Source organism: Microbacterium sp. ARD32 (assembly GCF_031844385.1).
In the GTDB taxonomy this organism is placed as follows: Bacteria; Actinomycetota; Actinomycetes; order Actinomycetales; family Microbacteriaceae; genus Microbacterium.
The window spans coordinates 1,388,378-1,412,023 of the sequence record NZ_JAUZVD010000001.1 but is presented as its reverse complement, the minus strand read 5'-3'; the positions used below and the strand labels follow the sequence as shown (position 1 = coordinate 1,412,023).

Below are 23,646 nucleotides of genomic sequence, written 5' to 3'. Positions count from 1 at the left end.
GCGGGTCGGCCGGACGGTCGCGTGGCGCGAGAGCGCACCGAGGAACGTCCGGGCTCCGCAGGGCAGGGCGGTGGGTAACACCCACCCGGAGTGATCCGCGAGACAGTGCCACAGAGAGAAGACCGCCGTCGCCCTCGGGTGTCGGTAAGGGTGAAAGGGTGGTGTAAGAGACCACCGGGGGACATGGTGACATGTCCCGCCAGGTAAACCTCGCCCGGAGCAAGACCAGACAGAGGACGTCGACGCGGCCCGCCGAGTCCTCGGGTAGGTTGCTGGAGCGGCACGGCAACGTGTCGCCGAGAGAGATGGCCGTCAAGGGAGCGAGAGCTCCTGAACAGAACCCGGCGTACAGGCCGGCCCGCTCGCCTCAGCACGACAGAAGGCTCCGATCGCAGAGATCGGAGCCTTCGTCGTGCTCGGGGCGTCAGTCGGATGCCAGCGAGGCGGCGCCGATGATGCCGGAGTTGTTGCGGTGCACCGCGTTGATGATCGGCGTGTTCAGCTCGAGCAGGGGAAGGAACTTCTCGGGATTCTTGGAGACGCCGCCGCCGACCACGAACAGGTCGGGGCTGAACAGGAACTCCACGTGCGTGTAGAACTCCTGCAGGCGCGCCGCCCAGTCCTCCCACGAGAGCTCCTCGCGCTCCATCGCCGAGGACGCGGCCCACCGCTCGATGGACTCGCCGCCGCGGTCGAGGTGCCCGAGTTCGGTGTTGGGGATCAGTACCCCGTCGTACAGGAAGGCCGAGCCGATGCCGGTGCCGAGCGTGGTCATGATCGTGAGGCCGTCCACGTCGCGTGCCGCTCCGTGGCGCGCCTCGGCGACGCCGGCGGCATCCGCGTCGTTGACGAAGGTGATGTGCCTGCCCAGCCCGTCCTCGAAGAACTTCTCGGCCTCGAAGCCGACCCAGTCCTTGGCGACGTTGGCCGCCGACAGCGTCCTGCCGCGCTTGACGATCGCCGGGAAGGCGACGCCCAGCGGGAGCGTCGAATCCGCCGCACCGAGCTGATGCAGCACCTTGCTGACCGTCTCCAGCACGTCGGCGGGGTGGCCGCCCTTCGGCGTCGGGATGCGCACGCGATCCGAGTCGAGCGTGCCGTGCTCGAGGTTGACGATTCCTGCCTTGATGCCGGTGCCGCCGATGTCGACGCCGATTGCCTGCTGTGCCATGCGAAATAGCCTAGCCAGGTATGCCCGCACGATTAGGATCGTGACAGATCCCGACGAAGGAGCTGCGATGTCCGACGGCGACGAGAAGTACTGGTACAACCTGAGCACCGGCGAGGTGGAGTTCGGCATGCTGTCGGCCGCCGTCGACCGGGTGGGACCGTTCGACACGGCCGACGAGGCCGCCCTGGCGCCGGAGAAGCTGCGCGAGCGATCCCGTGCCTGGGCGGAGGACGATGCCGCCGAGGACTCCTGGGGCCGCAGCTCGCTGTCCGACCCGGGCGACGACGAGTGAGCATGGACAAGCAGCGCGACTTCGTGCTGCGCACCATCGAGGAGCGCGGCGTGAAGTTCGTGCGCCTGTGGTTCACCGACGTGATCGGCACGCTGAAGTCCGTGGCGATCGCACCCGCCGAGGTGGAGGGCGCCTTCGCCGAGGGCATCGGCTTCGACGGCTCGGCGATCGAGGGCCTCACGCGCACGTTCGAGTCCGATCTGCTGGCACAGCCCGACCCGTCGACGTTCCAGATCCTGCCCTGGCGCGGCGATGTGGACCCCACGGCCCGCATGTTCTGCGACCTGACCGCACCCGACGGCCGTCCAGCTGTGTCCGACCCCCGGCACGTGCTGCGGCGGTCGCTCGCGAAGGCCGCGGATGCCGGCTTCACCTTCTACACGCATCCCGAGATCGAGTTCTACCTGCTGAAGTCGTCCCAGATCGGGCCGGACGGACCCGTTCCGGCCGACTCGGCGGGCTACTTCGACAACGTGCCCGGCGGCACCGCGCACGACTTCCGCCGCAGTGCGGTGCGGATGCTGGAGGATCTCGGCATCTCGGTGGAGTTCAGCCATCACGAGGCCGGGCCGGGGCAGAACGAGATCGACCTGCGGTACGCCGACGCGCTGACCACCGCGGACAACATCATGACGTTCCGCACGGTGGTCAAGGAGGTGGCGATCGAGCAGGGCGTCTACGCCACGTTCATGCCGAAGCCGCTGAACAATCACCCGGGCAGCGGGATGCACACGCACCTGTCGCTGTTCGAGGGCGATGTGAACGCGTTCTACCAGGCCGGCGCCGAGTACCAGCTGTCCCTGACGGGCCGGCGCTTCATCGCCGGGCTGCTGCGGCACGCCAACGAGATCGCGGCGGTGACCAACCAGTTCGTCAACTCGTACAAGCGACTGTGGGGCGGCGACGAGGCCCCGAGCTTCGTCACCTGGGGCCACGCCAACCGGTCCGCGCTGATCCGCGTGCCGATGTACAAGCCCAACAAGGGCCAGTCCACCCGGGTGGAGTACCGCGCACTGGACTCGGCGGCCAACCCGTATCTGGCGTACGCGCTCATCCTCGCGGCCGGGCTGAAGGGCATCGAGGAGGAGTACGAGCTGCCGCCGGAGGCCGAGGACAACGTGTGGTCGCTGAGCGACGCCGAGCGCCGTGCGCTCGGCTATGCGCCGCTGCCGGCCAGCCTGGACCACGCGCTGGAGTACATGCAGGACTCCGAGCTGGTCGCGGAGACCCTGGGGGAGCAGGTCTTCAACTACGTGCTGCTGAACAAGCGCCGGGACTGGGAGTCCTATCGCGGGCAGGTCACGCCGTTCGAGCTGCAGAACAACCTCGGTCTGCTCTGAGCGGCCGTCATGGCACGACCTGATGCGTCCGTGGCGCTGTCCGCGCTGGCCCGGCTCGGCTTCGTCGGTCTCGCCGCGGCTTCGGAGGCGCTGACGGAGCTGTCCGAGCTGACCGGGCTGGAGCGCACCGATCTGGTGGACGGGCTGATCGCCGCCGACCCGGACGATGCGGTCGCCGGCGCGCTGCGGATCGCCCGCCGCGACGCCGGACGTGCCGCCGCCGTGCTGCGGGATCCTCGGGCACGCGCCGCGGCGTGGCGGGTGTTCGGCGTCTCCACCGGCGTGGCGGACTTCTTCGTCCGCCGGCCCGAGCAGCTGGACCCGGCCGCACTGCTGCGCACGGACCTGCCCACGGGTGAGGAGCTGACCGAGCGGATGCTGGCGGCGGTGGCCGCTGTGGACGGGTTCGCTGCAGACGCGCATGGCGAGCACGCCCTGCGGGTGGCCTACCGGGGCGCGCTCGTCGAGATCGTCGCCGCGGACACGGCATCCGCTGACCCCGTCGAGGCGATCGCCGGTGTCTCCGCCGCACTCGCAGACGCCGCGGCGGCCGCCCTGGAGGCGGCGCTGGCCGTCGCCCGCGCGTCGGTCGTCGATGACGGGCTCGATCGCGCGGAGGTCGCCGCGACCAGGCTCGCCGTCATCGGGATGGGCAAAGCGGGTGCACGGGAGCTGAATTACCTCAGCGACGTCGACGTGATCTTCGTTGGCGGCACGGCCGACGAGCAGCTGCTGGGCGAGGCCAGAGCGATCGACATCGCCACGCGGCTCGCGAGGGAGACCATGCGCGTGCTCTCCGGCATCGAGGCCGAGCCGGCGCTGTGGGAGGTGGATGCGGCGCTGCGCCCCGAGGGCAGGCACGGGGCGCTGGTGCGTTCGCTGGCCTCGCACATCGCCTACTACGACCGCTGGGCGAAGAGCTGGGAGTTCCAGGCGCTGCTGAAGGCGCGTCCGCTGGCCGGCGATGCCGAGCTCGGCGCCGACTACATCGCCGCGCTGCAGCCGCGGGTGTGGTCCAGTGCCGAGCAGGAGGACTTCGTGGAGAGCGTGCAGCGCATGCGCGAGCGCGTCACCGACAACATCCCCCCGGAGGACATGCCCTACCAGCTCAAGCTCGGCCCGGGCGGCCTGCGCGACATCGAGTTCACGGTGCAGCTGCTGCAGCTGGTGCACGGGCTCAGCGACGAGAGCCTGCGCACCCGCGGCACCCTGGAATCGCTGCAGGCGCTGGCCGACGGCGGCTACATCGGCCGGGTCGAGAGCGCGGCGTTCGCCCAGCAGTACCGCATCCTGCGGCTGCTGGAGCACCGCCTGCAGCTGCACGAGCTCACGCGCACGCATCTGATGCCCCGCGACGACGAGGGCATGCGCCGCCTCGCCAGGGCCACCGGACTGGCCGACTCGGCGGCCGGGCTGCGGCGGCTCTGGGACGGTGTGCGTCGCGAGGTGCGCGAGCAGCACGTGCGGCTGTTCTACCGGCCGCTGCTCGCGGCCGTGGCGTCGCTGCCGGCCGAGGAGCGCGCCCTCACCACGGGGCAGGCCGCGGACCGCCTGGCGGCCATCGGGTTCCGCGACCCCTCGGGCGCCCTGCGGCACATCGCGGCGCTCACCTCGGGGCTCAGCCGCAAGGCCAGCATCCAGCGGTATCTGATGCCGGTCATGCTGCGCTGGTTCGCCGACGGCACCGATCCGGACTACGGCCTGGTCGCCTTCCGGAGAATCAGCGAGCGACTCGGCGACACGCACTGGTTCCTGCGGATGCTGCGCGATTCATCAGGAGCGGCCGAGCGCCTCACGCGGGTGCTCTCCAGCTCGCGCTACGTCGGCGAGCTGATGGAGTGGATCCCCGAGTCTGTCGCCTGGCTGGACACGCCCAGCCTGCTGCAGCCGCGCGGGGGCGCGGCGCTCGACGAGGAGGCGCGGGCCATCCAGACGCGGCACTCCACGATCGCCGCCGCGCTGCAGGCGGTGCGGGCGCTGCGCCGCCGCGAACTGCTGCGCACCGCCATCGGCGCCGTGCTCGACCACATCGGCGTGGACGAGATGGCGCGCGCGATCACCGAGATCACCGAGGTCACTATCCAGGCGGCCCTGCGCGCCGTGCGCCGCGAGGTGGTGCCGCCCGAGGACGACGCGCTGGATTTCTCCATCATCGCCATGGGCCGCTTCGGCGGCGCGGAGCTCGGATTCGGGTCGGATGCCGACGTGCTGTACGTCTACGAGCCCAACGGCATCGACCCGCAGCGCGCGCAGCAGCTGGCGGCGAAGATCGTCGCCGGGCTGCGCGAGCATCTGACCGATCACCGTCTGCCGCTGGACCTGGATGCCGATCTGCGGCCCGAGGGGCGCAACGGGCCGATCGTGCGCACGCTGGAGGCGTACACGCAGTACTACCGGCGCTGGTCGCTGTCCTGGGAGGCCCAGGCGCTGCTGCGCGCTCGCGGCGTCGCTGGCAGCCAGAAGCTGATCGGCCGCTTCATGGAGCTCGCCGACAGCATCCGCTTCCCCGAGCAGGTCTCCCTGCAGGACGTGCGCGAGATCAAGCGCATCAAGGCGCGGGTGGAGGGCGAACGGCTGCCGCAGGGCGTCGACCCGCGCCGGCATCTGAAGCTCGGCCCCGGCACGCTCAGCGATGTGGAGTGGATGGTGCAGGTGCTGCAGCTGCAGCACGGGTATCGCGTTCCCGACCTGCGCACCACGTCCACGCTGCAGGCGCTGGACGGGGCTGTGCTGGCCGACCTGCTGCCGGCCGCCGGGGCCGAGCAGCTGCGCAGCGCCTGGGTGCTCGCCAGCCGGCTGCGCTCGGCGATGACGCTGCTGACCGGCCAGACCAGGGACCTGCTGCCCGCCGAGCACCGGGAGCTCGATGGCGTGGGGCGACTTCTCGGTTACCCGGATCGCGGAGCGGCCATGCTGGAGGAGGAGTATCTTCGGGTCACGCGCCGCGCACGGCGCGTGTTCGAGAAGCAGTTCTACGGCTGAGCCGTGCGGTTCGCCGGCACAGCGGCGGGCCAGGCGTCATCGAGAGCCAGGGGGAGTCATGGCGGAGCGCATCGGGATCGTGTGGAATCCGACCAAGGTCGACGAGTCGGCGCTGCGGGATGCCGTGGGCGCGGCATTCGCGGACGACGCCGAAGTGCAGTGGTGGCAGACCTCGCAGGATGATCCGGGGCGCTCGATGGCGGAGGCCGCCGTCGAGGCGGGATGCGATGTCGTCGTCGCGGTGGGCGGCGACGGCACCGTGCGCGTTGTCGCCGAGGCGCTCGCGAGCGTCGGTGACGACGCCCCGAGGCTGGGCATCGTCCCGCGGGGCACCGGCAACCTGCTCGCGCGCAATCTGGGCATCCCGCTCGGGAGCATCCCCAAGGCACTGGCCCTGATCGCGGCCGGCCACGATCGGGAGATCGACATGGGCTGGGTGCGCGCCGACGGCGGCGCGGCCGAGACCGGCTTCCTGGTGATGATCGGCGTCGGGCTGGACGCGCACATGCTGGCCGAGACCGACGACGACCTGAAGGATCGCGCCGGCTGGCTGGCGTACGTCGAGGCGATGGGGCGCGCGCTGACGGCGGCGGAGACCATGGACATCTCGCTGCGCGTCGATGAGGGCGAGGAGCAGGCGGTCAGCGGGCACACCCTGCTGATCGGCAACTGCGGTGCGATCCAGGGCGGAGTGACGCTGCTGCCGGACGCCGTCCCCGACGACGGGCGGCTCGACCTGCTGCTGGTCAGCGCCGAGAGCGCCGCGCAGTGGGCCCGCACCCTGCGCGCGATCGTGTGGGACAACGGCATCCGCCGGCTCATCGGCGGCGACGACGAGACCGTCGACACGGACGCCGCGCGGCACCTGACGGGCGAGCGGATCCGCGCGTGGCTCTCGACGCCGACCGCCTTCGAGATCGACGGCGAGGAGGCGGGGGACATCACGGGCCTGGAGGTGCGCGTGCAGCCGGGCGCGCTGCGCGTGCTCTGCTGATCGGGCGGGCGCCGATAGAATCGGGCGTCCGCGTGAACAGGAGCCCCCATGCCCTCATCGAACCCGGCGTTCGGCGTGCGCGCCGCACTGCGCAGCCCCCGGCAGCTGACCCGGGAGGTGTTCGCCGGCCTGGTGACGACCCTGGCGCTGGTGCCCGAGGTGATCTCGTTCTCCGTGGTCGCGGGTGTCGATCCGATGACCAGCCTGGTGGCTTCGATCGTGCTCTGCCTGACGATGACGTTCCTGGGCGGCCGCCCCGGGGTGATCACCGCGGCGGCAGGCTCGGTTGCGCTGGTGATCGCACCGCTCGTGCACGAGCACGGCGTGCAGTACGTGCTGCCGACGGTCGTCCTGGCCGGGGTGCTGCAGATCGCCTTCGGCCTGCTCGGCCTGTCGCGCCTGATGAGGTACGTGCCCAGATCGGTCATGCTCGGGTTCGTCAACGCGCTCGGCATCCTGATCTTCGTCGCGCAGCTGCCGCACATCCTGGGTGCCGCGCTGCCGGTGTGGGGCCTGTTCGCGCTGACGCTGGCCATCGTCATCCTGCTCCCGCTGGTGACGAAGGCGGTGCCCTCGCCGCTCGTCGCGGTCGTGGTCGTGACCGCCATCGTCATCGTCGGGAGGATGACCGTTCCTGACGTCGCCGATGAGGGCACCGTGGGCGGGGGCCTGCCCGGTCTGACACCGCTCGGCGTTCCGCTCGATCTGCAGACGCTGCAGCTGATCCTGCCGACCGCGCTGAGCGTGGCGCTGGTCGGGCTGATGGAGTCGCTGCTGACGGCGAAGCTCGTGGACGAGATCACCGAGACGCCCTCACACAAGGGACGGGAGTCGTGGGCGCTCGGCGTCGCGAACATCGCCGCGGGCTGCTACGGCGGAGTCGCCGGGTGCGCGATGATCGGCCAGACCGTGCTCAACGTGAAGACCAGCGGCGCGCGCACCCGGATCTCCACCTTCGTGGCCGGCGTGTTCATGCTGGCGCTGGTCACCGGACTGAGCACGGTGATGGGGCAGATCCCGATGGTGGCGCTGGCGGCGGTGATGATGGTGGTGGCCGTGACGACGGTCGACTGGCACAGCGTGCGACCGTCGACGCTGCGGCGGATGCCGTTGTCGGAGACGACCGTGATGGTCGTGACGATCGGCACGGTGGTGCTCACCAGCAACCTCGCCTACGGCGTGATCGCCGGAGTGATCCTGGCGATGATCCTGTTCGCGCGCCGGGTGGCGCACGTGATCAGCGTCCGGCGCGAACTCGACGAGGACGGCGAGATCGTGCGCTACGCCGTGCGGGGGCCGCTCTTCTTCGGCAGCAGCAACGACCTGGTCGAGCACTTCCGGTACGCCGAGGATCCGGCATCCGTGATCATCGATCTCAGCGCGGCGCAGATCTGGGACGCCTCGACCGTGGCCGCGCTGGACGCGATCGCCACCCGCTACGAGCGCCACGGCGCGAAGATCGCGATCGTCGGCCTGGATGACCGCAGCGAGCGCTTCCACGGCCGCCTGAGCGGCTATCTCGGCGCCTGACCCACCGCGGGCGGGCGAGGCGCCGAGACGCGGTCAGACTCCGTAGTAGAGCTCGAACTCGTACGGGTGCGGGCGCTGCGCGATCGGCAGGATCTCGTTGTCGTACTTGTAGGCGATCCAGGTGTCGATGAGCTCCTGCGTGAAGACGCCGCCCTCGAGAAGGAACTCGTGGTCGTTGCGGAGCGCATCCAGCGAATCCAGCAGCGAGTTCGGCACCTGGGGGATGTTCTTGGCCTCCTCCGGGGGGAGCTCGTAGAGGTCCTTGTCGATGGGCTCCATCGGCTCGATGCGGTTCTTGATGCCGTCCAGGCCCGCCATCAGCTGCGCTGCGAAGGCCAGATAGGGGTTGCCCGAGGCATCCGGCACACGGAACTCGATGCGCTTGGCCTTCGGGTTGGAGCCGGTGAGTGGAATGCGGATCGCCGCGGAGCGGTTGCCGGCGGAATAGGCCAGGTTCACCGGCGCCTCGAAGTGCTTCACCAGTCGGTGGTAGCTGTTCAGCGTCGGGTTGGTGAAGGCCAGCACGGCGTGCGCGTGCTTGAGCAGGCCGCCGATGTACCAGCGCGCGATATCGCTGAGCTGGCCGTACCCGGCCTCGTCGAAGAACAGCGGCTTGCCGTCGAGCCAGAGCGACTGGTGCGTGTGCATGCCCGAGCCGTTGTCTCCGAACAGGGGCTTGGGCATGAACGTGACGGTCTTGCCCCACTCCTGGGCGGTGTTCTTGACGATGTACTTGAATTTCAGGATGTCGTCGGCCGCGCTGACCATGGTGTCGAAGCGGTAGTTGATCTCCTGCTGGCCCGCTGTGCCGACCTCGTGGTGCGAGCGCTCCAGCTGGAATCCTGCGTCGATCAGGCGCAGGGTGATGTCGTCGCGCAGGTCGGCGGTCTTGTCCACGGGCGAGACCGGGAAGTAGCCGCCCTTGAACGGCGTCTTGTTGCCGAGGTTTCCGCCCTCCTCCTCGCGGCCCGAGTTCCACGCCGCCTCTTCGGAGTCGACCTTGTAGAAGCTCTCGCCCGAGGTGACCGAGTAGCGCACGTCGTCGAAGATGTAGAACTCCGCCTCGGGCGCGAAGTACGCGGTGTCGGCGATGCCCGTGGAGGCGAGATACTTCTCGGCCTTCTTGGCCACCTGACGCGGGTCCTTCGAGTAGATCTCGCCGGTGCGCGGGTTGTAGATGTCGAAGACCATCACCAGCGTCTTCGCCTCACGGAACGGATCCAGGTATGCGGTCGTCACATCCGGGATCAGCTGCATGTCCGACTCATGGATCGAGGCGAAGCCGCGGATCGAGGATCCGTCGAAGAGCTGCCCGTCGCGGAAGAAGTCCTCGTCGACCGTCGAAGCCGGGATGTTGAAGTGCTGCTGCACGCCCGGAAGATCGGTGAAGCGGATGTCGAGGAACTTGACGTCGTTCTCCTCGATGTATGCAAGGACGTCTGCGGGCTCTGTGAACATGTACGACTCCTGATCGGGTATCGGTTGCATCAACCTTACGCAGGTTATGCAAGGGGAGTTTCTCAGCCGTGTCGGTCGTGTTTCGGGCATGTTACGCGTGCTCGGTAGGCTGGGGGAGTGAACGACTATCCCGGTCAGCGCCTCGGTCTGCCTGCCACCGGACCCCGCAGCATCGCCCGTCCCGGACGGCGGATCGCGGCTCTGGCCATCGATTACGTCGCCGCGACGATCATCGCGATCGGGTTCCTCGGGTACGACCCGCTCGCGCTGCCGAGCGAAGCCGGCTGGCGCCAGTTCGCGCCCATGATGGTCTTCGCGGTGCTGCAGATCCTGTTCATCCCCACTGCCGGGGGCAGCCCAGGGCACCGCATCCTCGGCATGCGGGTGGTGCGCATCGGCGGCGGGTGGGTCGGGCTCTGGCGGCCGATCGTGCGCACCGTGCTGCTGGTGGTCGTCATCCCCGCCGTGATCTGGGATGCCGATCAGCGCGGGCTGCACGACAAGCTGGCCGGCACCGTGCTGATCCGGGCCTGACGCCCGCTCAGGCGCGTCCCCGATTGCGGCGCCGCGTCTCGCGCGGGGCATGCCCACCCAGGAACGACTTCGCGGGGTCGACGATGAAGCCGCGACGCAGCACCTGACGGCCGATCAGCATCCGAAAGCCCATCTCGTCACGGTTGGTCAGCGTCACCTCGCCCTCCACGATCTGCCCGACCAGCCGCATCCGCAGCTGCACGACCAGTCGCTCCTCGGCGTGTCCGGAGGAGCTGCGCACCGCGCGGCGATCGTGCACCGGGCTCTCGTGCACCACGGCATCCGCCCGGCTCTCCTGCCAGGGATGCACGGCGAACCGCACCCAGTCCCCGCCGTCGCGCTCGAACTCGACCACGTCGAAGGCGTGCAGCGACGAGGTGCGCGCGCCGGTGTCGATCTTGGCCTTGATCCAGTCGACACCGAGATCGGGCAGGCCGACCCATTCGCGCCACCCCGTGGACGTGTTTGAATGAGAAGACCGATTCACCCCTTCATCCTGGCAGGAAACATCTGTGAAGATCGCCGTCCTCTCGCGGGCACCGCAGTCGTACTCCACGCAACGGCTGCGAGCCGCCGCTCAGCAGCGCGGACACACGGTCAAGGTGCTGAACACGCTGCGGTTCGCGATCGACCTCACCGCCGACGCCCCCGACCTCTTCTTCCGCGGCAAGCAGCTCAGCGACTACGACGCGATCCTGCCCCGCATCGGCAATTCCATCACCTACTTCGGCACCGCCGTGGTGCGCCAGTTCGAGCAGATGGACGTCTACACGCCGAACACCGCCAACGGCATCTCCAGCGCGCGCGACAAGCTGCGTGCCAACCAGATCCTCTCCCGGCACAACATCGCCATGCCGCCCACGGCGTTCGTGCGCAACCGCGCTGACGTCCGCCCCGCCATCGAGCGGGTCGGCGGTGCCCCGGTCGTCATCAAGCTGCTGGAGGGCACGCAGGGCATCGGCGTCATCCTCGCGCCGCAGGTGAAGGTCGCCGAGGCGATCATCGAGACGCTGCACTCCACCAAGCAGAACGTGCTGATCCAGAAGTTCATCGCCGAGAGCCGCGGTCGCGACATCCGGGCGCTCGTCGTCGGCGACCGAGTGGTCGCGGCGATGCGGCGCGTCGCCGACGGCGACGAGTTCCGCTCGAACGTGCACCGCGGCGGACGCGTGGAGCCGGTGACGCTCGACCCGGTCTACGAGCAGACCGCGGTCCGCTCCGCCCAGATCATGGGGCTGCGCGTCGCCGGGGTCGACATGCTGGAGAGCGACGAGGGCCCACTGGTCATGGAGGTGAACTCCTCGCCGGGTCTGCAGGGGATCGAGGCGGCCACCAAGCTGGATGTCGCCGGTGCGATCATCGACTACATCGCGAACCAGGTGGCCTTCCCCGACATCGACATCCGACAGCGGCTGAGCGTGTCGACCGGCTACGGCGTGGCCGAGCTGATGGTGCACTCCGGGGCGGAGCAGGTGGGCATGGAGCTCGGCGATCTGGGCCTGTGGGACCGTGACATCACCGTGCTCACCCTGCACCGGGGCGTGAGCGTCATCCCCAACCCGCGCAAGCACGTCGTGCTCGAGGCGGAGGATCGCCTGCTGTGCTTCGGGAAGCTCGAGGAGATGCGCTCGATGATCCCCGAGAAGCGCCGTCGCCGCCCGCGGGTGCGCCGGCTGCCGAAGGTGCCGCTGGGGGAGTGATCAGCGCGGACGCTGGGCCCGCACCTTGGTGGGGTCGATGCCCTTCGGGATCGGCAGCGACGACAGCGACTGCGACACCGAGTCGATGCGCCGGATCACGGCGGCCATGGTGGCCTTGTCGATCGCCTTCGGCGTCTTCTTGATGGTCTTGGCGAGGTCGGAGATGGCTACGTCATCGTCTCCGTGGCCCACGTAGAGCACCGTCACGGGCACGCCGTTCGCGACGCGCTGGGCCTTCTGCCGCTCCTCGTTCACCAGCCGGGTCAGGCGCCCGCGGGTGCCCTCTCCCACGATGACGATCCCGCCGCGGCCGATCGCGCGGTAGACGGCCTCCTGCGTCTTCGGGTTGATGCCGGCCGGAGTGTCGGATGCCTGCCAGCTGCGGCCCAGGCTGGTGCTCAGCACGTGTCCGGCCGCCCCCGGCATGCCGTCGATCTTGGCGTACATGGCCTTGGTCGACAGGCGAGTCATCAGGAACATCGCGCCGAGGATGCCGAACATCAGACCGGTCACGCCCCACATGACCAGCGACAGCACCGCGGCGCCGCCGACGAGGTAGCCGACGATGAGTCCGATGAGCACGCCGCCGATGAGAATGGCCAGCTGCGCCCACGGAAGCCAGCCGTAGACCTCCCGGGTGAACCGGAACAGGGAACGGATCTGGGAGAAGAAGCCGGGACGCTTCTCAGCTTCGGGAGCACGCTTTGCCATGCGTACCAGCCTACCGAGTCGGCGCCGTGTCGTTCTCCCTGCACAGGTCGCCTTCCGGCACGAGTTGTCCACAATCGCGGCATTCGGCGCCCTCGCGCATCGCGGATGCGTTCTCATGGAGCGATGGACAACGAGCAGACGGATGATCGGACGGCACTGGTGCCGGGCGCGCACCGCCCCTTCCGGCGCCTGGACGGCGCCGAGCATCCCTATCCCGGAGACCTGGTCGCGGACGGTGAGCGCCGCCGGGTGCTGGTGGATGCCGCCGGGGTCGACACCGCCCTGTGGGAGTTCGCGGACGGCGAGCACGTCGCCGGCGTGCGGGATCTGGTGCGCAGCGCGAGCGGGCACGGTGCGCTGCTGCCCTGGTGCGTCGAGTCGGTGGATGTGCTGATCTCGCGACGCGCGGCGGCGGGGGCGCCGCTGACCGCCGGCGAGACGGTGACGCTGGTGGGGAGCCTGATGCGCGGGGTCGTCGAGGTCGCGGACGCCGGGTTGATGGGATGCTGGTGGGTGGACGAGCAGGGGCGGCCGCTGTTCGTCCCAGGAGACGGGGCCACCTGCGCGGCATCCGCTGCCGCGATCGTCGAACGCGTGCGGGAGATGTGCACCGACCGCGCGCTGCAGCGGGTGCTGGCGCGGATCGGCGCCGGGATGGGCGATCACCGGATGGTGCGACGCTCACTAGATGCCTGGGAGCGGGAGCTGACCGAGCTCGCCGCCCCCCGTGCTCTGCAGCGCGATGCACTCCACCCGGGTGCTCTGCAGCCGGGTGCTCCGCAGAGGGCTGTGATGGACGATGCGGTTGCTGCTCTCGCGCCCGAGCGCGTGCGGGCCGTGCCGTTCCACCGTGCGGCGCTCGACGAGGTGCCGGGGATGCCTCGCCGACAGCACGCGCTGCGCAATCGGATCCTCACCGCGGCGGAGTCGCTGCGGGAGCGGATCCGCAGCCGCATGACCGCACGAGCGGCGTCGCCCCCGCCGCCTGGGGCGACGCGACCGCCCCGATCAGTGCGGCGACCCGGAGCGATCCGTGGATCCGCACGCAGCGCGCGGTCGGATGCCGCGGACAGCGCTCGACAGCCGCGGACGAGGATGCTGCTCGTCGGAGCCGGAGTCGCGGGGCTCGTCCTGCTCGGTGGCATGCTCTGGCCCGGCGGGGAGGAGGAGCCGCCCGCAGCGCGTGCTGCCACGGCCGATCGCGGGTCTTTCCCGGAGCCCTCGGCCTCGCCGCCGAACCCGAGCGGCTCCCCGCACGACGCCGGGCCGTCCCCGTCCGCGGATCCGGGCGCGCCGGGACAGAACGCGGACGGGGAGGGCGCGGCCGGCGGCGTGGAGCAGGCAGCCGGGATCCTGCTGAAGACGATCGCCCGCTGCACCGGCGAAAGCGATCGCGCCTGCTCGGATGCCGTCGCGGCCGGGAGCGCGAAGGTCGTGCTCGAGCGGCTGGGGTCGGATGCCGCGGGCAGGAGCGCGACCCTGATCGAGGACTACGGCGACATCGCCGTGCTGCGCCTGGCGAGCACGGATCGGAGCGGTGAGCAGATGCTCGTGATGGTGCGCGAGAAAGACGGATGGCTGGTCCGCGACGTGTACGACGTCGCAGACCAGCCATCCGGTGCGAGCTGAACGGGCTCAGCCTCCTGCTCAGATCAGATGCCGAGTGCCCCCGCGAAGTCCGCGGCCTCGAGGCGGTTCTTGATCGCCGAGAGGAAGCGGGCCGCATCGGCGCCGTCGATGATGCGGTGGTCGTACGAGATGGCCAGCCACACGTACGAGCGCACGGCGATCGCGTCGACGCCGTCGACGGTCACCACGCCGGGCCGCTTGAACACGACGCCGGTGCCGAGGATCGCCGACTGGGGCAGGAACACCAGCGGGGTGTCGAACACCGCGCCGCGCGAGCCCGTGTTGGTGACCGTGAAGGTGCCGCCGGCCAGCTCGTCCGGCTTCAGCTTGTTGTCACGCGTGCGCGCGGCGAGATCGGCGATCTCGTGCGCGATCTGCGCGATGTTCTTCGTTCCCGCATCCCGCACCACCGGGGTGAGCAGGCCGCGTTCGGTGTCCACGGCGATCGAGATGTTCTCGGCGGCGGGGTAGACGATGCTGTCGCCGTCGACCGTCGCGTTGATGATCGGGTGCGCCTGGAGCGCCTCGGCGGCGGCCAGGGTGAAGAACGGCAGGAAGGAGAGCTTGTCACCCGTCTTCTGCAGGAACTCGTCCTTCTTGGCGGAGCGGTAGGCGGCCAGAGCCGTCACATCGACCTCGACGAACGTCGTCAGCTGAGCGGTCTGCTGCATCGAGGCGACCGCGCGCTCGGCGACGACCTTGCGCAGGCGGGACATCTTCTGGGTCGTGCCGCGCAGCGGCGAGACCTCGAGCGGAGCCGGTGCCGGAGCAGCAGGGGCCGCGGCAGGCGCCTGCGACTTGGCCTCGGCAGCCTTCAGCACGTCCTCCTTGCGGATGCGGCCGCCGACGCCGGTGCCCTTGACCGTGGTCAGGTCGATGCCCTGCTGGGAGGCCAGGCGACGCACGAGCGGCGTGACGTACAGCGAGTCGGAGGCGTCGGTGTCAGAGGCCTCAGCCGCGGGTGCCGGCTCCGCCGGCTTGGCGGGCTCGGGCTCTGCCGGCTTGGCCGGCTCCGCCGGCTTGGCGGGCTCTGCCGGCTTGGCGGGCTCGGGTTCCTGTGCGGGCTCTGCAGCGGGACTCTGCGCCTTCTCGGCGGCAGGCGCCGCGCCGGAGCCGATGCGGGCGAGGACGGCGCCGACGGCCACCGTCTCGTCCTCGGCGGCGAGGATCTCCTGCAGCGTGCCGGCCACCGGCGAGGGGATCTCGGTGTCGACCTTGTCGGTCGAGATCTCCAGCAGGGCCTCGTCCACCTCGACGTCGTCGCCGACGGCCTTGAGCCAGCGCGTGACGGTGCCCTCGGTGACGGACTCGCCCAGTTCGGGCAGGACCACGTCGGTCGCGTCACCGGACGCGGCCGGTGCGGCGGCGGTCTCCGGCTCAGCTGCGGGCTCGGCCGGAGCGGATGCCTCGGCCGGCGCCGGTGCCTCGGCCTCAGCCGGAGCGGATGCCTCTGCGGCGGGCGCTTCGGCTGCGGGCGCCTCCTGTGCGGCTGGCGCGTCACCGCTGGAGTCTGCGCCGCTGCCGTCGCCGATCCGAGCGAGCAGTGCACCCACCTCGACGGTCTCATCCTCGGCGACGAGGATCTCCTCGATCACGCCGCTGACGGGAGAGGGGATCTCGGTGTCGACCTTGTCGGTCGAGATCTCGAGCAGGCCCTCATCCGCCTGCACCGTGTCGCCGACCTGCTTCAGCCAGCGAGTGACAGTACCCTCGGTGACGCTCTCCCCGAGTGCGGGAAGGACCACGGGTGTGCTCATGACGGAGTCTCCTTCAGAAATCTGTGACGCCCCAAGCTTAGTGACCCGGGCGCCCTGTTGGTGCGGTTCAGAGTGCGTGGAGCGGTTTTCCGGCCAGAGCGAGGAAAGCCTCGCCCAGTGCCTCGCTCTGCGTGGGATGCGCGTGGATCAGGGGTGCGATGTCCTCCGGGTGGGCCTCCCACGCGACGGCCAGCTGACCCTCGGTGATGAGCTCGCCGACGCGGTCGCCGAGCAGGTGCACGCCCAGGATGGGACCGTCCTTCTGGCGCACGACCTTGACCGTGCCACCGGTGCCGATGATCTCGCTCTTGCCGTTGCCGGCCAGGTTGTACTCGTAGGCGACGACGGCATCCGCGCCGTGGGCCGCGATCGCGGCCTCCTCCGTGATGCCCACCGAGGCGACCTCGGGGCTGCAGTAGGTCACGCGAGGGATCTGGGTGTCGGGAACGGCGGCGACCTCCATGCCGGCGATGCGCTCGGCGACCGCGATGCCCTGCAGGAAGCCGCGGTGCGCGAGCTGCAGGCCGGGGACGATGTCGCCGACCGCCCACAGGCCCGGCACGCCGGTGCGCAGCTGCTCGTCGACGACCACGAAGCCGCGATCCACCGTGGCACCGGCCTCTTCGAAGCCGAGACCCGCGGTGGCGGGCCCGCGGCCCACGGCGACGAGCAGGTAGTCGGCCGAGAACGTCTTGCCGTCCTCCAGCGTGACCGTGACCTCGTGCTCGTCCTGCTCGGCCTTCTGGAAGCGCACGCCCAGGTTGTAGGCGATGCCCTTGCGGCGGAACGCGCGCTCCAGGCCCTTGCTGAGCGCGATGTCCTCGTTGGGGACCAGGTGCGGCAGAGCCTCGACGATGGTGACCTCCGCGCCGAAGGAGTGCCAGACGCTGGCGAACTCGACGCCGATCACGCCGCCGCCGAGCACGATGACCTTGGCGGGGACCTCATCGAGCGCGAGCGCCTGCTCGCTGGTGAGGATCCGGCCGCCGATCTCCAGACCGGGCAGGGTGCGGCTGTACGAGCCGGTGGCCAGCACCACGTCGGCGCCGACGTAGCGGTCGTCTCCGACGCGCACCGAGCGATCCTTCTGCAGGTGGCCCTCACCGGCGATCATGGTGATGCCGCGCGCCTTGATCAGACCCTCCAGGCCTTTGAACTTCTTCGCGACGATCCCCTCGCGGTAGGCGGTCACCCCGGCCGCGTCGATGCCGCCGAGCGTGGCGGTCACCCCGACCGACGCCGCGCTGCGCACGTGATCGGCGACCTCGGCGGCGTGCAGCAGGGCCTTGGTCGGGATGCACCCGCGATGCAGGCAGGTGCCGCCGACCTTGTCCTTCTCGATCAGCGCCACCTTCTTTCCCAGCTCGGCGGCGCGCAGCGCCGCGGCGTAGCCGCCGCTGCCGCCGCCGAGGACGACGAGGTCGAACTCGTGGACGGCCATCAGGCCTCCTCGACCGATGCGCGGGCGAACGCGATGAGCGAGCGGACGGTGGCGCCGGTGGGGCCCTTGTCGGTGAACCCGTACGGCGCTCCGGCGTGCTCACCGGAGCCGGCGATGTCGAGGTGCACCCAGGGGATGCGGGGCGCGTCCTCGGCATCCGAGGTGCGGCCGACGAAGCGCTGCAGGAACAGGCCCGCGAACATCGATCCGCCGGAGCGGTCGGACATGTTCGAGTTGATCATGTCGGCGATGGGGGACTCGAGCAGCTCCTCCATGTAGTCCGGCAGCGGCAGCCGCCAGGCCGGCTCGCCGACCTGCTCGGCGGCCGCGAGGTACTCGGCGACCGCGGCATCCTGGCCCATGACGCCGGTGTGGCGCTTGCCGAGCGCGGTGATGATCGCGCCGGTCAGCGTCGCCACGTCGAAGACGACGTCCGGGTTCTCGCGGCTGGCGGCGACCAGACCGTCGGCCATGACCAGACGGCCCTCCGCGTCGGTGTTCAGCACCTCGACGGTCTGACCGTCCAGCATCCGCAGCACGTCGCCGGGGCGGGTCGCCCGCCCGGACGGCATGTTGTCGGCGATGCACATCCACGCCGTCACGCGCACGGGGAGCGCCAGGGCGGCGATCGCGCGGATCGCGGCGAGCACCGTCGCGGACCCGGCCATGTCGAACTTCATGCCGAGCATGCTCGCTGCGGGCTTGAGCGACAGGCCGCCGGTGTCGAACGTGATGCCCTTGCCGACCAGGGCGATGTGGCGGACCGCGCCCTCGGGGGAGTAGCTGAGCCGCACCAGTCGGGGCGGGCGGTCCGAGCCGCGGCCGACGCCGATGATGCCGCCGTAGCCCTGATCCTCGAGCTGCCTCTCATCGAGCACCTCGACGTCCACGGGCAGGCCATCCACCGCGTCCACGGCGGATTGCGCCAGCTGGGCGGGGCTCTGCCACTCCGCGGGCACGGAGACGAGGTCCTTCACCAGCGCAACGGCCTCTGCGACGATGCGGGCGTGCTCGAGGGCGCCGTCACCGATCGAGGGGGCGTGCAGCACGATCTTCTCGGCGCGCGCGGGCTTCTTCTCGGACCGGTAGTCATCGAAGCGGTACCCGCCGAGCGCGGCGCCCTCGGCTGCGGCATCCGCGAAGCCCTCCAGGCCGGGAGCGAATCCGACCGCCACCGTGGCGTACCCGGTCAGCGAGCGGGCGGCGGTGGCCACCGCATCCCGCACGGTCTCCTCCGTCGGCGCGGCACCCGCGCTGACCACGGCGAGCGGGCGCTCGCTCACGGCCGGGAGATGCACACGTGCGCAGGCGGAGGCCGAGCCCTTGTACCCGATGCCGGTGAGTGCGGCGGCGAGTCCCTCGTATCCGTCCAGCGCGTCGTGAGCGCCTGCCGGATCGGGGATGACGAGCACTGCGGCATCCGCAGCGCTTCCAGGGAACGGATCGGTCGTATGGGAGATCGCGGGTAGCGTCATGCCCTCCATCCTACGGATCGACACCCGGACCGCGTGCGCGGGGCCGGAGCCGTGTTCGCTGTCAGCATCAGCGACGCCCGTCCGGTCGTCCGCCCGGCTCGTAGCATTGACTCATGCCCTTCTCCGCAGAGCTGTACGAGTCCGTCGCCGGCGCGCCCGACGTGCCGACCGGCCTTCCGCTGGTGATCCTCCTCACCGGCTTCACGGATGCGGGCAGCGCGGTGTCCGGTCTGATCGAGCATCTGCACGAGACCGCAGCACCGCAGCCGCTGATCGTCTTCGACAACGACGTGCTGCTGGACTATCGCGCGCGCCGCCCGGTGATCGTGTTCGATCAGGATCACCTGACCGAGTTCCGTCCCGCGCGACTCGAGCTCTCGCTCGCGCATGACGCTCTCGGGCAGCCCTTCCTGCTGCTGAGCGGTTACGAGCCCGATTTCGCGTGGAACGCCTTCACGGATGCCGTGATCAGCTTCGTCGAGGCCTTCCAGGTCTCCACGGTCAACTGGCTGCACTCGATCGCGATGCCCGTTCCGCACACCCGTCCGATCGGCACCACGGTGAGCGGCAACCGCCGTGAGCTGATCGCCGCGCACTCGGTATGGAAGCCGCGCACCCAGGTGCCGGCGACGGTCGGCCACCAGCTGGAGTACCGGCTGGTCGCGCATGACGTGCGCGTGGCCGGCTTCGTGCTGCTCGTGCCGCATTACCTGGCCGACACCGAGTACCCCGACACCGTGCTCATGGGCGCTGACCGGCTGATGCTCGGGACCGGGCTCGTGCTCGGGATGGATGCCGTGCAGGCGCGGCGCGAAGAGTATCTCGAACGCGTGCAGGAGCAGGTGCAGGGCAACGAGGAGCTGACGCAGATGGTGCGCACGCTCGAGCACCGCTACGACGCGTACATGGCCGGACGCGAGGAGGGCGACGAATCGGAGCACGTCTTCGATGAGCGCGATCTTCCCAGTGCCGATGAGCTCGCCGCCGAGCTGGAGCGCTACCTGGCGAACCGGCGGCCCGGAGACGAGGAGAAGCGGGGCTGACCGGCGGGCGCAGCGGTCCGCACCACGAAGTTCGCACCTGAGGACGATGGTCGCCCTGAGGTGTGTGATAATGGACGTCCGACCCGTTGTCAACCACCGATCCGAGTGATCGGGGTTGACAAGGGTCTTACTAGTGTCCGAAATGGCCCGGAGCGTGTGCACCGCTCCGTGAAAGGCGAAACGTGACTCCTGCCACGACCAAGAAGACCCGGACGACGACCACCAAGCGCCGCACTGAGCAAGCGGAGCCCGATGAAGTGACGGCCGCCGCCGAAGCGCAGGCCCCCGCGGCCGAGGAGACCGCGGAGACGGCTGCTGCGAAGGCTCCCGCGAAGAAGAAGGCGGCCGCGACGAAGAAGGCCGCAGCCAAGGCGCCCGCCAAGAAGGCGCCCGCCAAGCGCGCCGCCAAGAAGAAGGACGAGACGACCGAGGTCGACGACGAGGCGGTCGATGCCGCCGACGTCGAGGACGATGAGAACGACAAGAAGCCGGCGTTCACCGAGCCGCTTCCCACCGGCGCCATCGTCATCTCCTCCAATGATGAGGAGGACGTGCCGGTCTACTCGACGCAGATCACCGGCGCCACGGCCGATCCGGTCAAGGACTACCTCAAGCAGATCGGAAAGGTCGCGCTGCTGAACGCGGCCGAAGAGGTCGAGCTGGCGATGCGCATCGAGGCCGGCCTCTTCGCCGAGGAGAAGCTGTCGGCGATGTCCGCGGCCGAGAAGTCCAGCCAGCTGGGACTCGACCTGCAGTGGGTCGCCCGCGACGGTCAGCGCGCCAAGAGCCACCTGCTCGGTGCCAACCTGCGTCTGGTCGTCTCGCTCGCCAAGCGGTACACCGGTCGTGGCATGCAGTTCCTCGACCTGATCCAGGAGGGCAACCTCGGCCTGATCCGCGCGGTGGAGAAGTTCGACTACACCAAGGGCTTCAAGTTCTCGACCTACGCCACCTGGTGGATCCGTCAGGCGATCACCCGCGCGATGGCCGACCAGGCGCGGACCATCCGCATCCCCGTCCACATGGTCGAGGTCATCAACAAGCTCGCCCGCGTGCAGCGTCAGATGCTGCAGGACCTGGGTCGCGAGCCCACGCCCGAGGAGCTCTCCCGCGAGCTGGACATGACGCCCGAGAAGGTCGTCGAGGTGCAGAAGTACGGGCGTGAGCCCATCTCGCTGCACACCCCGCTCGGCGAGGACGGCGACAGCGAGTTCGGTGACCTGATCGAGGACACCGAGGCCGTGGTTCCCGCCGACGCGGTGGGCTTCACGATGCTGCAGCGCCAGCTCGAGCAGCTGCTCGACTCGCTGTCCGAGCGCGAGGCGGGCGTGATCCGCATGCGCTTCGGGCTGGGCGACGGGCAGCCGAAGACGCTCGACCAGATCGGCGACACCTTCGGGGTCACGCGTGAGCGGATCCGTCAGATCGAGTCGAAGACCATGGCCAAGCTGCGTCATCCGAGCCGTTCGCAGTCGCTGCGGGACTACCTCGAATGACGCCTGAGGCGCCGCAGGCGCGCTCCGCCGGCCTGCGGTACGTCTTCCCCGTGCTGGCGGGCAAGCTCGCACGCTTCGCGACCCGTCTGCGCGGCGGAGGATCCGCGTTCCCCGGCTACCTGACCAATCGTCTGGCGCCCTCGCTGCTGCCCACGCTGGCGGATCAGTTCCGCTACGGCGTGGTGTTCGTGCTCGGCTCCAACGGGAAGACCACGACGACGCACATGGTCAGCGAGGTGCTGCGTGCGCACGGGCTCACCGTGTTCACGAACCCGACCGGTGCCAACCTGCCGCAGGGGGTGACCAGCGCGCTGCTGGCCGATGCCACTCCCACCGGCCGGGTCAAGGCCGATGTCGCCGTGCTCGAGATCGACGAGGGCTACGCCGCCGACCTGGCCGACCGGCTCTCGCCGTCGGTGATCCTGTCGCTGAACGTGCAGGTCGATCAGCTGTACCGGTTCTACGAGACCGAGCGGGTCGCCGACATGATGCTGGACGCGTCCACCCGGGCATCCGGTCACGTTGTCGTCAACCGCGACGACCCCTACCTGAGCAAGATCGACGTCGGGGCCATGCGGGCGCCGGTGTCGTTCTTCGGCGTCGAGCCTGGCATCATCGCCGCGTCGGCGCACGGCCTGGCCAACGCCGCCGACACCCGCAGCGGGAATGCCGGAGCCGCCGAGCACACGGCGTACTCCGAGGTGCGCCGGGTCAGCGGCCGTGACGTGACGATCCGCATCGGCGAGGCGGATGCCGAGGTGCGCCTGCCCGCGCGCGGCCTGCACTACGCGGCTGACGCCGCTGCCGCCCTCGCCGTGGCATCCCGCGTGCTCGGCGACGAGTTCTCGACGGATGCCGCCGCGCGCGGCTTCGCGCGCATGGCCCCGGCGTACGGACGCGGTGAGGTGATCCCACTGCGCCGCGACCCCGCCGGCGAGCAGGTCGAGTTCGTGATGTTCAAGAACGCCCCCAGCCTGCAGATGAACCTGGATGCCCTTGACGGCGCGCCCGAGCGCGCGCTGATGGCGATCGACGAGGGAACGCCCGATGTGTCGTGGCTGTACGACGTGGACTTCCACGGACTGGAGTCCGTCGACGTGGTCACCGGCGAGAAGGCGTACCAGCTCGCGCTGGCGCTGGAGCACGCCGGAGTGCGCATCGGCGCCGTCGAACCCGACATGGAGCGGGCGGTGGCGATGATGCGCGAACTGCCGCGCACGTCGGCGGGACGCCAGACCTGGTTCGTCAACTACGAGCTGATGATGATCGGTCGCAGGATCCTCGGCCATGGTGATCAGGAGGTGGCTCGCCGATGACGCAGCTCACGATCGCGCAGCTGTACCCCGACACCCTGGGGGTCACCGGCGACCGCGGCAACGTCCGCGCGCTCGAGGCGCGTGTCGACCTGGCCGGTGCGAACCGCGTGACCGCACGCGTCGGCGTCGGCGAGGACCTTCCGGAGGACCTCGACATCCTGGTGATCGGCAATGGCCCGCTCTCCGCCATGCGCAGCGTGCACGCCGACCTGCTGACCCGCGCGGAGCGGATCCGCTCCCACGTGGCGGACGGCGGCACGCTGCTGGCCGTCGGCGGGGGCGCCGAGCTGCTGAGCCGCGGCGTGACCGCGTTGGACGGCGAGACCCTGGAGGGCGTCGGCGTGTTCGGCGCGACCGTCGCGCGCACGAAGACGCGCAAGGTCGGCTACATCATGGCCGACACGGCGAGCGGCCGGGTGATCGGGTTCGAGGACCACGCCAGCGAGTGGTCCCTCGAGGATTCCTCGCACGCGTTCGGCCGCGTGGTGTCCGGCCAGGGCAGCTTCGCCCTCTCCGGCGGAGCAGACCAGCGCGCCCGCGGCGAGGTCATCCGCACCGGCAACGCCTTCGCGACGAACGTCCAGGGCCCGCTGCTGCCGCTGAACCCTCCGCTGACGCGCGAGATCCTCACCGGCGCCGCGGCGAACCGCGGCATGCAGATCGATCTGACGGCGGATGCCGAGGCGCTCGACGCGTACGCGGCGGGGGCGCGCTCGGCCATCGAGGCGCTCGTGCACGGCAAGGGCTTCAACTCCATCCAGCTCTGAGGCGGAGGCG

Annotated in this window: 19 protein-coding genes and 1 other RNA gene; 13 read left to right on the top strand and 7 right to left on the bottom strand. The window is 70.1% G+C overall.

What is annotated here, in order from left to right; translation table 11 throughout:
• Window position 1: 1 nt before the first annotated feature.
• Window positions 2–365: RNase P RNA component class A (gene rnpB / locus Q9R19_RS06675), an RNA gene on the top strand.
• 59 nt (window positions 366–424) lie between these two features.
• Here rnpB and ppgK read toward each other — a convergent pair.
• The gene (gene ppgK, locus Q9R19_RS06670; RefSeq protein ID WP_311255535.1) at window positions 425–1,171 is read right to left on the bottom strand and encodes a polyphosphate--glucose phosphotransferase; all 747 of its coding nucleotides are present in this window, start codon (window positions 1,169–1,171) and stop codon (window positions 425–427) included.
• Between the two features lie 40 nt (window positions 1,172–1,211).
• On the opposite strand from ppgK, the gene Q9R19_RS06665 reads away from it, so the two are divergent.
• Genes Q9R19_RS06665 through Q9R19_RS06645 form a run of 5 tightly spaced genes read left to right on the top strand, consistent with a single transcriptional unit; the run spans window position 1,212 to window position 8,309 of the window.
• On the top strand, window positions 1,212–1,463 hold the full coding sequence (locus Q9R19_RS06665) for an SPOR domain-containing protein (protein WP_311255534.1): 252 nt from the start codon (window positions 1,212–1,214) through the stop codon (window positions 1,461–1,463).
• Between the two features lie 2 nt (window positions 1,464–1,465).
• Window positions 1,466–2,803, top strand: coding sequence for a glutamine synthetase family protein (locus tag Q9R19_RS06660; RefSeq protein ID WP_311255533.1), 1,338 nt, complete (start codon window positions 1,466–1,468; stop codon window positions 2,801–2,803).
• A gap of 9 nt (window positions 2,804–2,812) precedes the next feature.
• Window positions 2,813–5,785 carry a bifunctional [glutamine synthetase] adenylyltransferase/[glutamine synthetase]-adenylyl-L-tyrosine phosphorylase gene (locus Q9R19_RS06655; RefSeq protein WP_311255532.1) on the top strand — a complete coding sequence of 991 codons (2,973 nt, stop codon included), beginning with the start codon at window positions 2,813–2,815 and terminating at the stop codon, window positions 5,783–5,785.
• Between the two features lie 58 nt (window positions 5,786–5,843).
• Complete coding sequence (locus tag Q9R19_RS06650) at window positions 5,844–6,779, top strand: diacylglycerol kinase family protein (RefSeq protein WP_311255531.1); 936 nt, start codon at window positions 5,844–5,846, stop codon at window positions 6,777–6,779.
• A 48-nt stretch (window positions 6,780–6,827) separates the two neighbouring features.
• Entirely contained in the window at window positions 6,828–8,309 is a 1,482-nt protein-coding gene (locus Q9R19_RS06645; RefSeq protein ID WP_311255530.1) for a SulP family inorganic anion transporter, read from the top strand.
• 33 nt (window positions 8,310–8,342) lie between these two features.
• Here the strand turns inward: Q9R19_RS06645 and glnA are convergent, their stop codons facing one another.
• Entirely contained in the window at window positions 8,343–9,767 is a 1,425-nt protein-coding gene (gene glnA, locus Q9R19_RS06640; protein WP_311255529.1) for a type I glutamate--ammonia ligase, read from the bottom strand.
• Window positions 9,768–9,884: 117 nt separating this feature from the next.
• Here glnA and Q9R19_RS06635 point away from each other — a divergent pair, with 117 nt between their 5' ends.
• Complete coding sequence (locus tag Q9R19_RS06635) at window positions 9,885–10,301, top strand: RDD family protein (protein ID WP_311255528.1); 417 nt, start codon at window positions 9,885–9,887, stop codon at window positions 10,299–10,301.
• A 7-nt stretch (window positions 10,302–10,308) separates the two neighbouring features.
• Here the strand turns inward: Q9R19_RS06635 and Q9R19_RS06630 are convergent, their stop codons facing one another.
• On the bottom strand, window positions 10,309–10,788 hold the full coding sequence (locus Q9R19_RS06630) for an ATP-dependent zinc protease (RefSeq protein ID WP_311255527.1): 480 nt from the start codon (window positions 10,786–10,788) through the stop codon (window positions 10,309–10,311).
• Between the two features lie 25 nt (window positions 10,789–10,813).
• Here Q9R19_RS06630 and Q9R19_RS06625 point away from each other — a divergent pair, with 25 nt between their 5' ends.
• Complete coding sequence (locus Q9R19_RS06625; RefSeq protein ID WP_311255526.1) at window positions 10,814–12,001, top strand: RimK family alpha-L-glutamate ligase; 1,188 nt, start codon at window positions 10,814–10,816, stop codon at window positions 11,999–12,001.
• Here Q9R19_RS06625 and Q9R19_RS06620 read toward each other — a convergent pair whose 3' ends face one another.
• A complete protein-coding gene (locus Q9R19_RS06620) occupies window positions 12,002–12,712 on the bottom strand; it encodes a DUF4191 domain-containing protein (RefSeq protein ID WP_311255525.1) in 711 nt (236 codons plus the stop codon). It lies immediately after the preceding gene.
• A 123-nt stretch (window positions 12,713–12,835) separates the two neighbouring features.
• Here Q9R19_RS06620 and Q9R19_RS06615 point away from each other — a divergent pair, with 123 nt between their 5' ends.
• Window positions 12,836–14,341, top strand: a complete 1,506-nt coding sequence (locus tag Q9R19_RS06615) for a hypothetical protein (protein WP_311255524.1) — start codon at window positions 12,836–12,838, stop codon at window positions 14,339–14,341.
• A gap of 23 nt (window positions 14,342–14,364) precedes the next feature.
• On the opposite strand, the gene sucB is transcribed toward Q9R19_RS06615, so the two are convergent.
• The 3 genes from sucB to Q9R19_RS06600 form a co-directional block, all read right to left on the bottom strand.
• Window positions 14,365–16,098 carry a 2-oxoglutarate dehydrogenase, E2 component, dihydrolipoamide succinyltransferase gene (sucB, locus tag Q9R19_RS06610; protein WP_311255523.1) on the bottom strand — a complete coding sequence of 578 codons (1,734 nt, stop codon included), beginning with the start codon at window positions 16,096–16,098 and terminating at the stop codon, window positions 14,365–14,367.
• A gap of 67 nt (window positions 16,099–16,165) precedes the next feature.
• Entirely contained in the window at window positions 16,166–17,539 is a 1,374-nt protein-coding gene (lpdA, locus tag Q9R19_RS06605; protein ID WP_311255522.1) for a dihydrolipoyl dehydrogenase, read from the bottom strand.
• Window positions 17,539–19,014, bottom strand: coding sequence for a leucyl aminopeptidase (locus Q9R19_RS06600; protein WP_311255521.1), 1,476 nt, complete (start codon window positions 19,012–19,014; stop codon window positions 17,539–17,541). Before Q9R19_RS06600 ends, lpdA begins: the two co-directional genes overlap by 1 nt.
• A 113-nt stretch (window positions 19,015–19,127) precedes the next feature.
• Between Q9R19_RS06600 and Q9R19_RS06595 the strand changes: the two genes are divergently transcribed.
• The 4 genes from Q9R19_RS06595 to Q9R19_RS06580 all read left to right on the top strand — a co-directional run bounded on the left by Q9R19_RS06595 (window position 19,128) and on the right by Q9R19_RS06580 (window position 23,636).
• Complete coding sequence (locus tag Q9R19_RS06595; protein ID WP_311255520.1) at window positions 19,128–20,057, top strand: PAC2 family protein; 930 nt, start codon at window positions 19,128–19,130, stop codon at window positions 20,055–20,057.
• Between the two features lie 182 nt (window positions 20,058–20,239).
• A complete protein-coding gene (locus Q9R19_RS06590) occupies window positions 20,240–21,553 on the top strand; it encodes an RNA polymerase sigma factor (RefSeq protein WP_311255519.1) in 1,314 nt (437 codons plus the stop codon).
• Window positions 21,550–22,869 (top strand): MurT ligase domain-containing protein, encoded by a 1,320-nt coding sequence (locus Q9R19_RS06585; RefSeq protein ID WP_311255518.1) that lies wholly within the window; start codon window positions 21,550–21,552, stop codon window positions 22,867–22,869. Before Q9R19_RS06590 ends, Q9R19_RS06585 begins: the two co-directional genes overlap by 4 nt.
• Window positions 22,866–23,636 (top strand): hypothetical protein, encoded by a 771-nt coding sequence (locus Q9R19_RS06580; protein WP_311255517.1) that lies wholly within the window; start codon window positions 22,866–22,868, stop codon window positions 23,634–23,636. The genes Q9R19_RS06585 and Q9R19_RS06580 overlap by 4 nt, the downstream gene beginning before the upstream one ends.
• Window positions 23,637–23,646: the final 10 nt, after the last annotated feature.

Bases quoted from the DNA above. Each gene is read 5' to 3' on its own strand.
- Q9R19_RS06580 (WP_311255517.1), top strand. From the start codon at position 22,866: ATGACGCAGCTCACGATCGCGCAGCTGTACCCCGACACCCTGGGGGTC.
- lpdA (WP_311255522.1), bottom strand. From the start codon at position 17,539: ATGGCCGTCCACGAGTTCGACCTCGTCGTCCTCGGCGGCGGCAGCGGC.
- Q9R19_RS06595 (WP_311255520.1), top strand. From the start codon at position 19,128: ATGCCCTTCTCCGCAGAGCTGTACGAGTCCGTCGCCGGCGCGCCCGAC.
- Q9R19_RS06645 (WP_311255530.1), top strand. From the start codon at position 6,828: ATGCCCTCATCGAACCCGGCGTTCGGCGTGCGCGCCGCACTGCGCAGC.
- Q9R19_RS06620 (WP_311255525.1), bottom strand. From the start codon at position 12,712: ATGGCAAAGCGTGCTCCCGAAGCTGAGAAGCGTCCCGGCTTCTTCTCC.
- Q9R19_RS06600 (WP_311255521.1), bottom strand. From the start codon at position 19,014: ATGACGCTACCCGCGATCTCCCATACGACCGATCCGTTCCCTGGAAGC.
- ppgK (WP_311255535.1), bottom strand. From the start codon at position 1,171: ATGGCACAGCAGGCAATCGGCGTCGACATCGGCGGCACCGGCATCAAG.
- sucB (WP_311255523.1), bottom strand. From the start codon at position 16,098: ATGAGCACACCCGTGGTCCTTCCCGCACTCGGGGAGAGCGTCACCGAG.
- Q9R19_RS06660 (WP_311255533.1), top strand. From the start codon at position 1,466: ATGGACAAGCAGCGCGACTTCGTGCTGCGCACCATCGAGGAGCGCGGC.
- glnA (WP_311255529.1), bottom strand. From the start codon at position 9,767: ATGTTCACAGAGCCCGCAGACGTCCTTGCATACATCGAGGAGAACGAC.
- Q9R19_RS06585 (WP_311255518.1), top strand. From the start codon at position 21,550: ATGACGCCTGAGGCGCCGCAGGCGCGCTCCGCCGGCCTGCGGTACGTC.
- Q9R19_RS06655 (WP_311255532.1), top strand. From the start codon at position 2,813: ATGGCACGACCTGATGCGTCCGTGGCGCTGTCCGCGCTGGCCCGGCTC.
- Q9R19_RS06650 (WP_311255531.1), top strand. From the start codon at position 5,844: ATGGCGGAGCGCATCGGGATCGTGTGGAATCCGACCAAGGTCGACGAG.
- Q9R19_RS06615 (WP_311255524.1), top strand. From the start codon at position 12,836: ATGGACAACGAGCAGACGGATGATCGGACGGCACTGGTGCCGGGCGCG.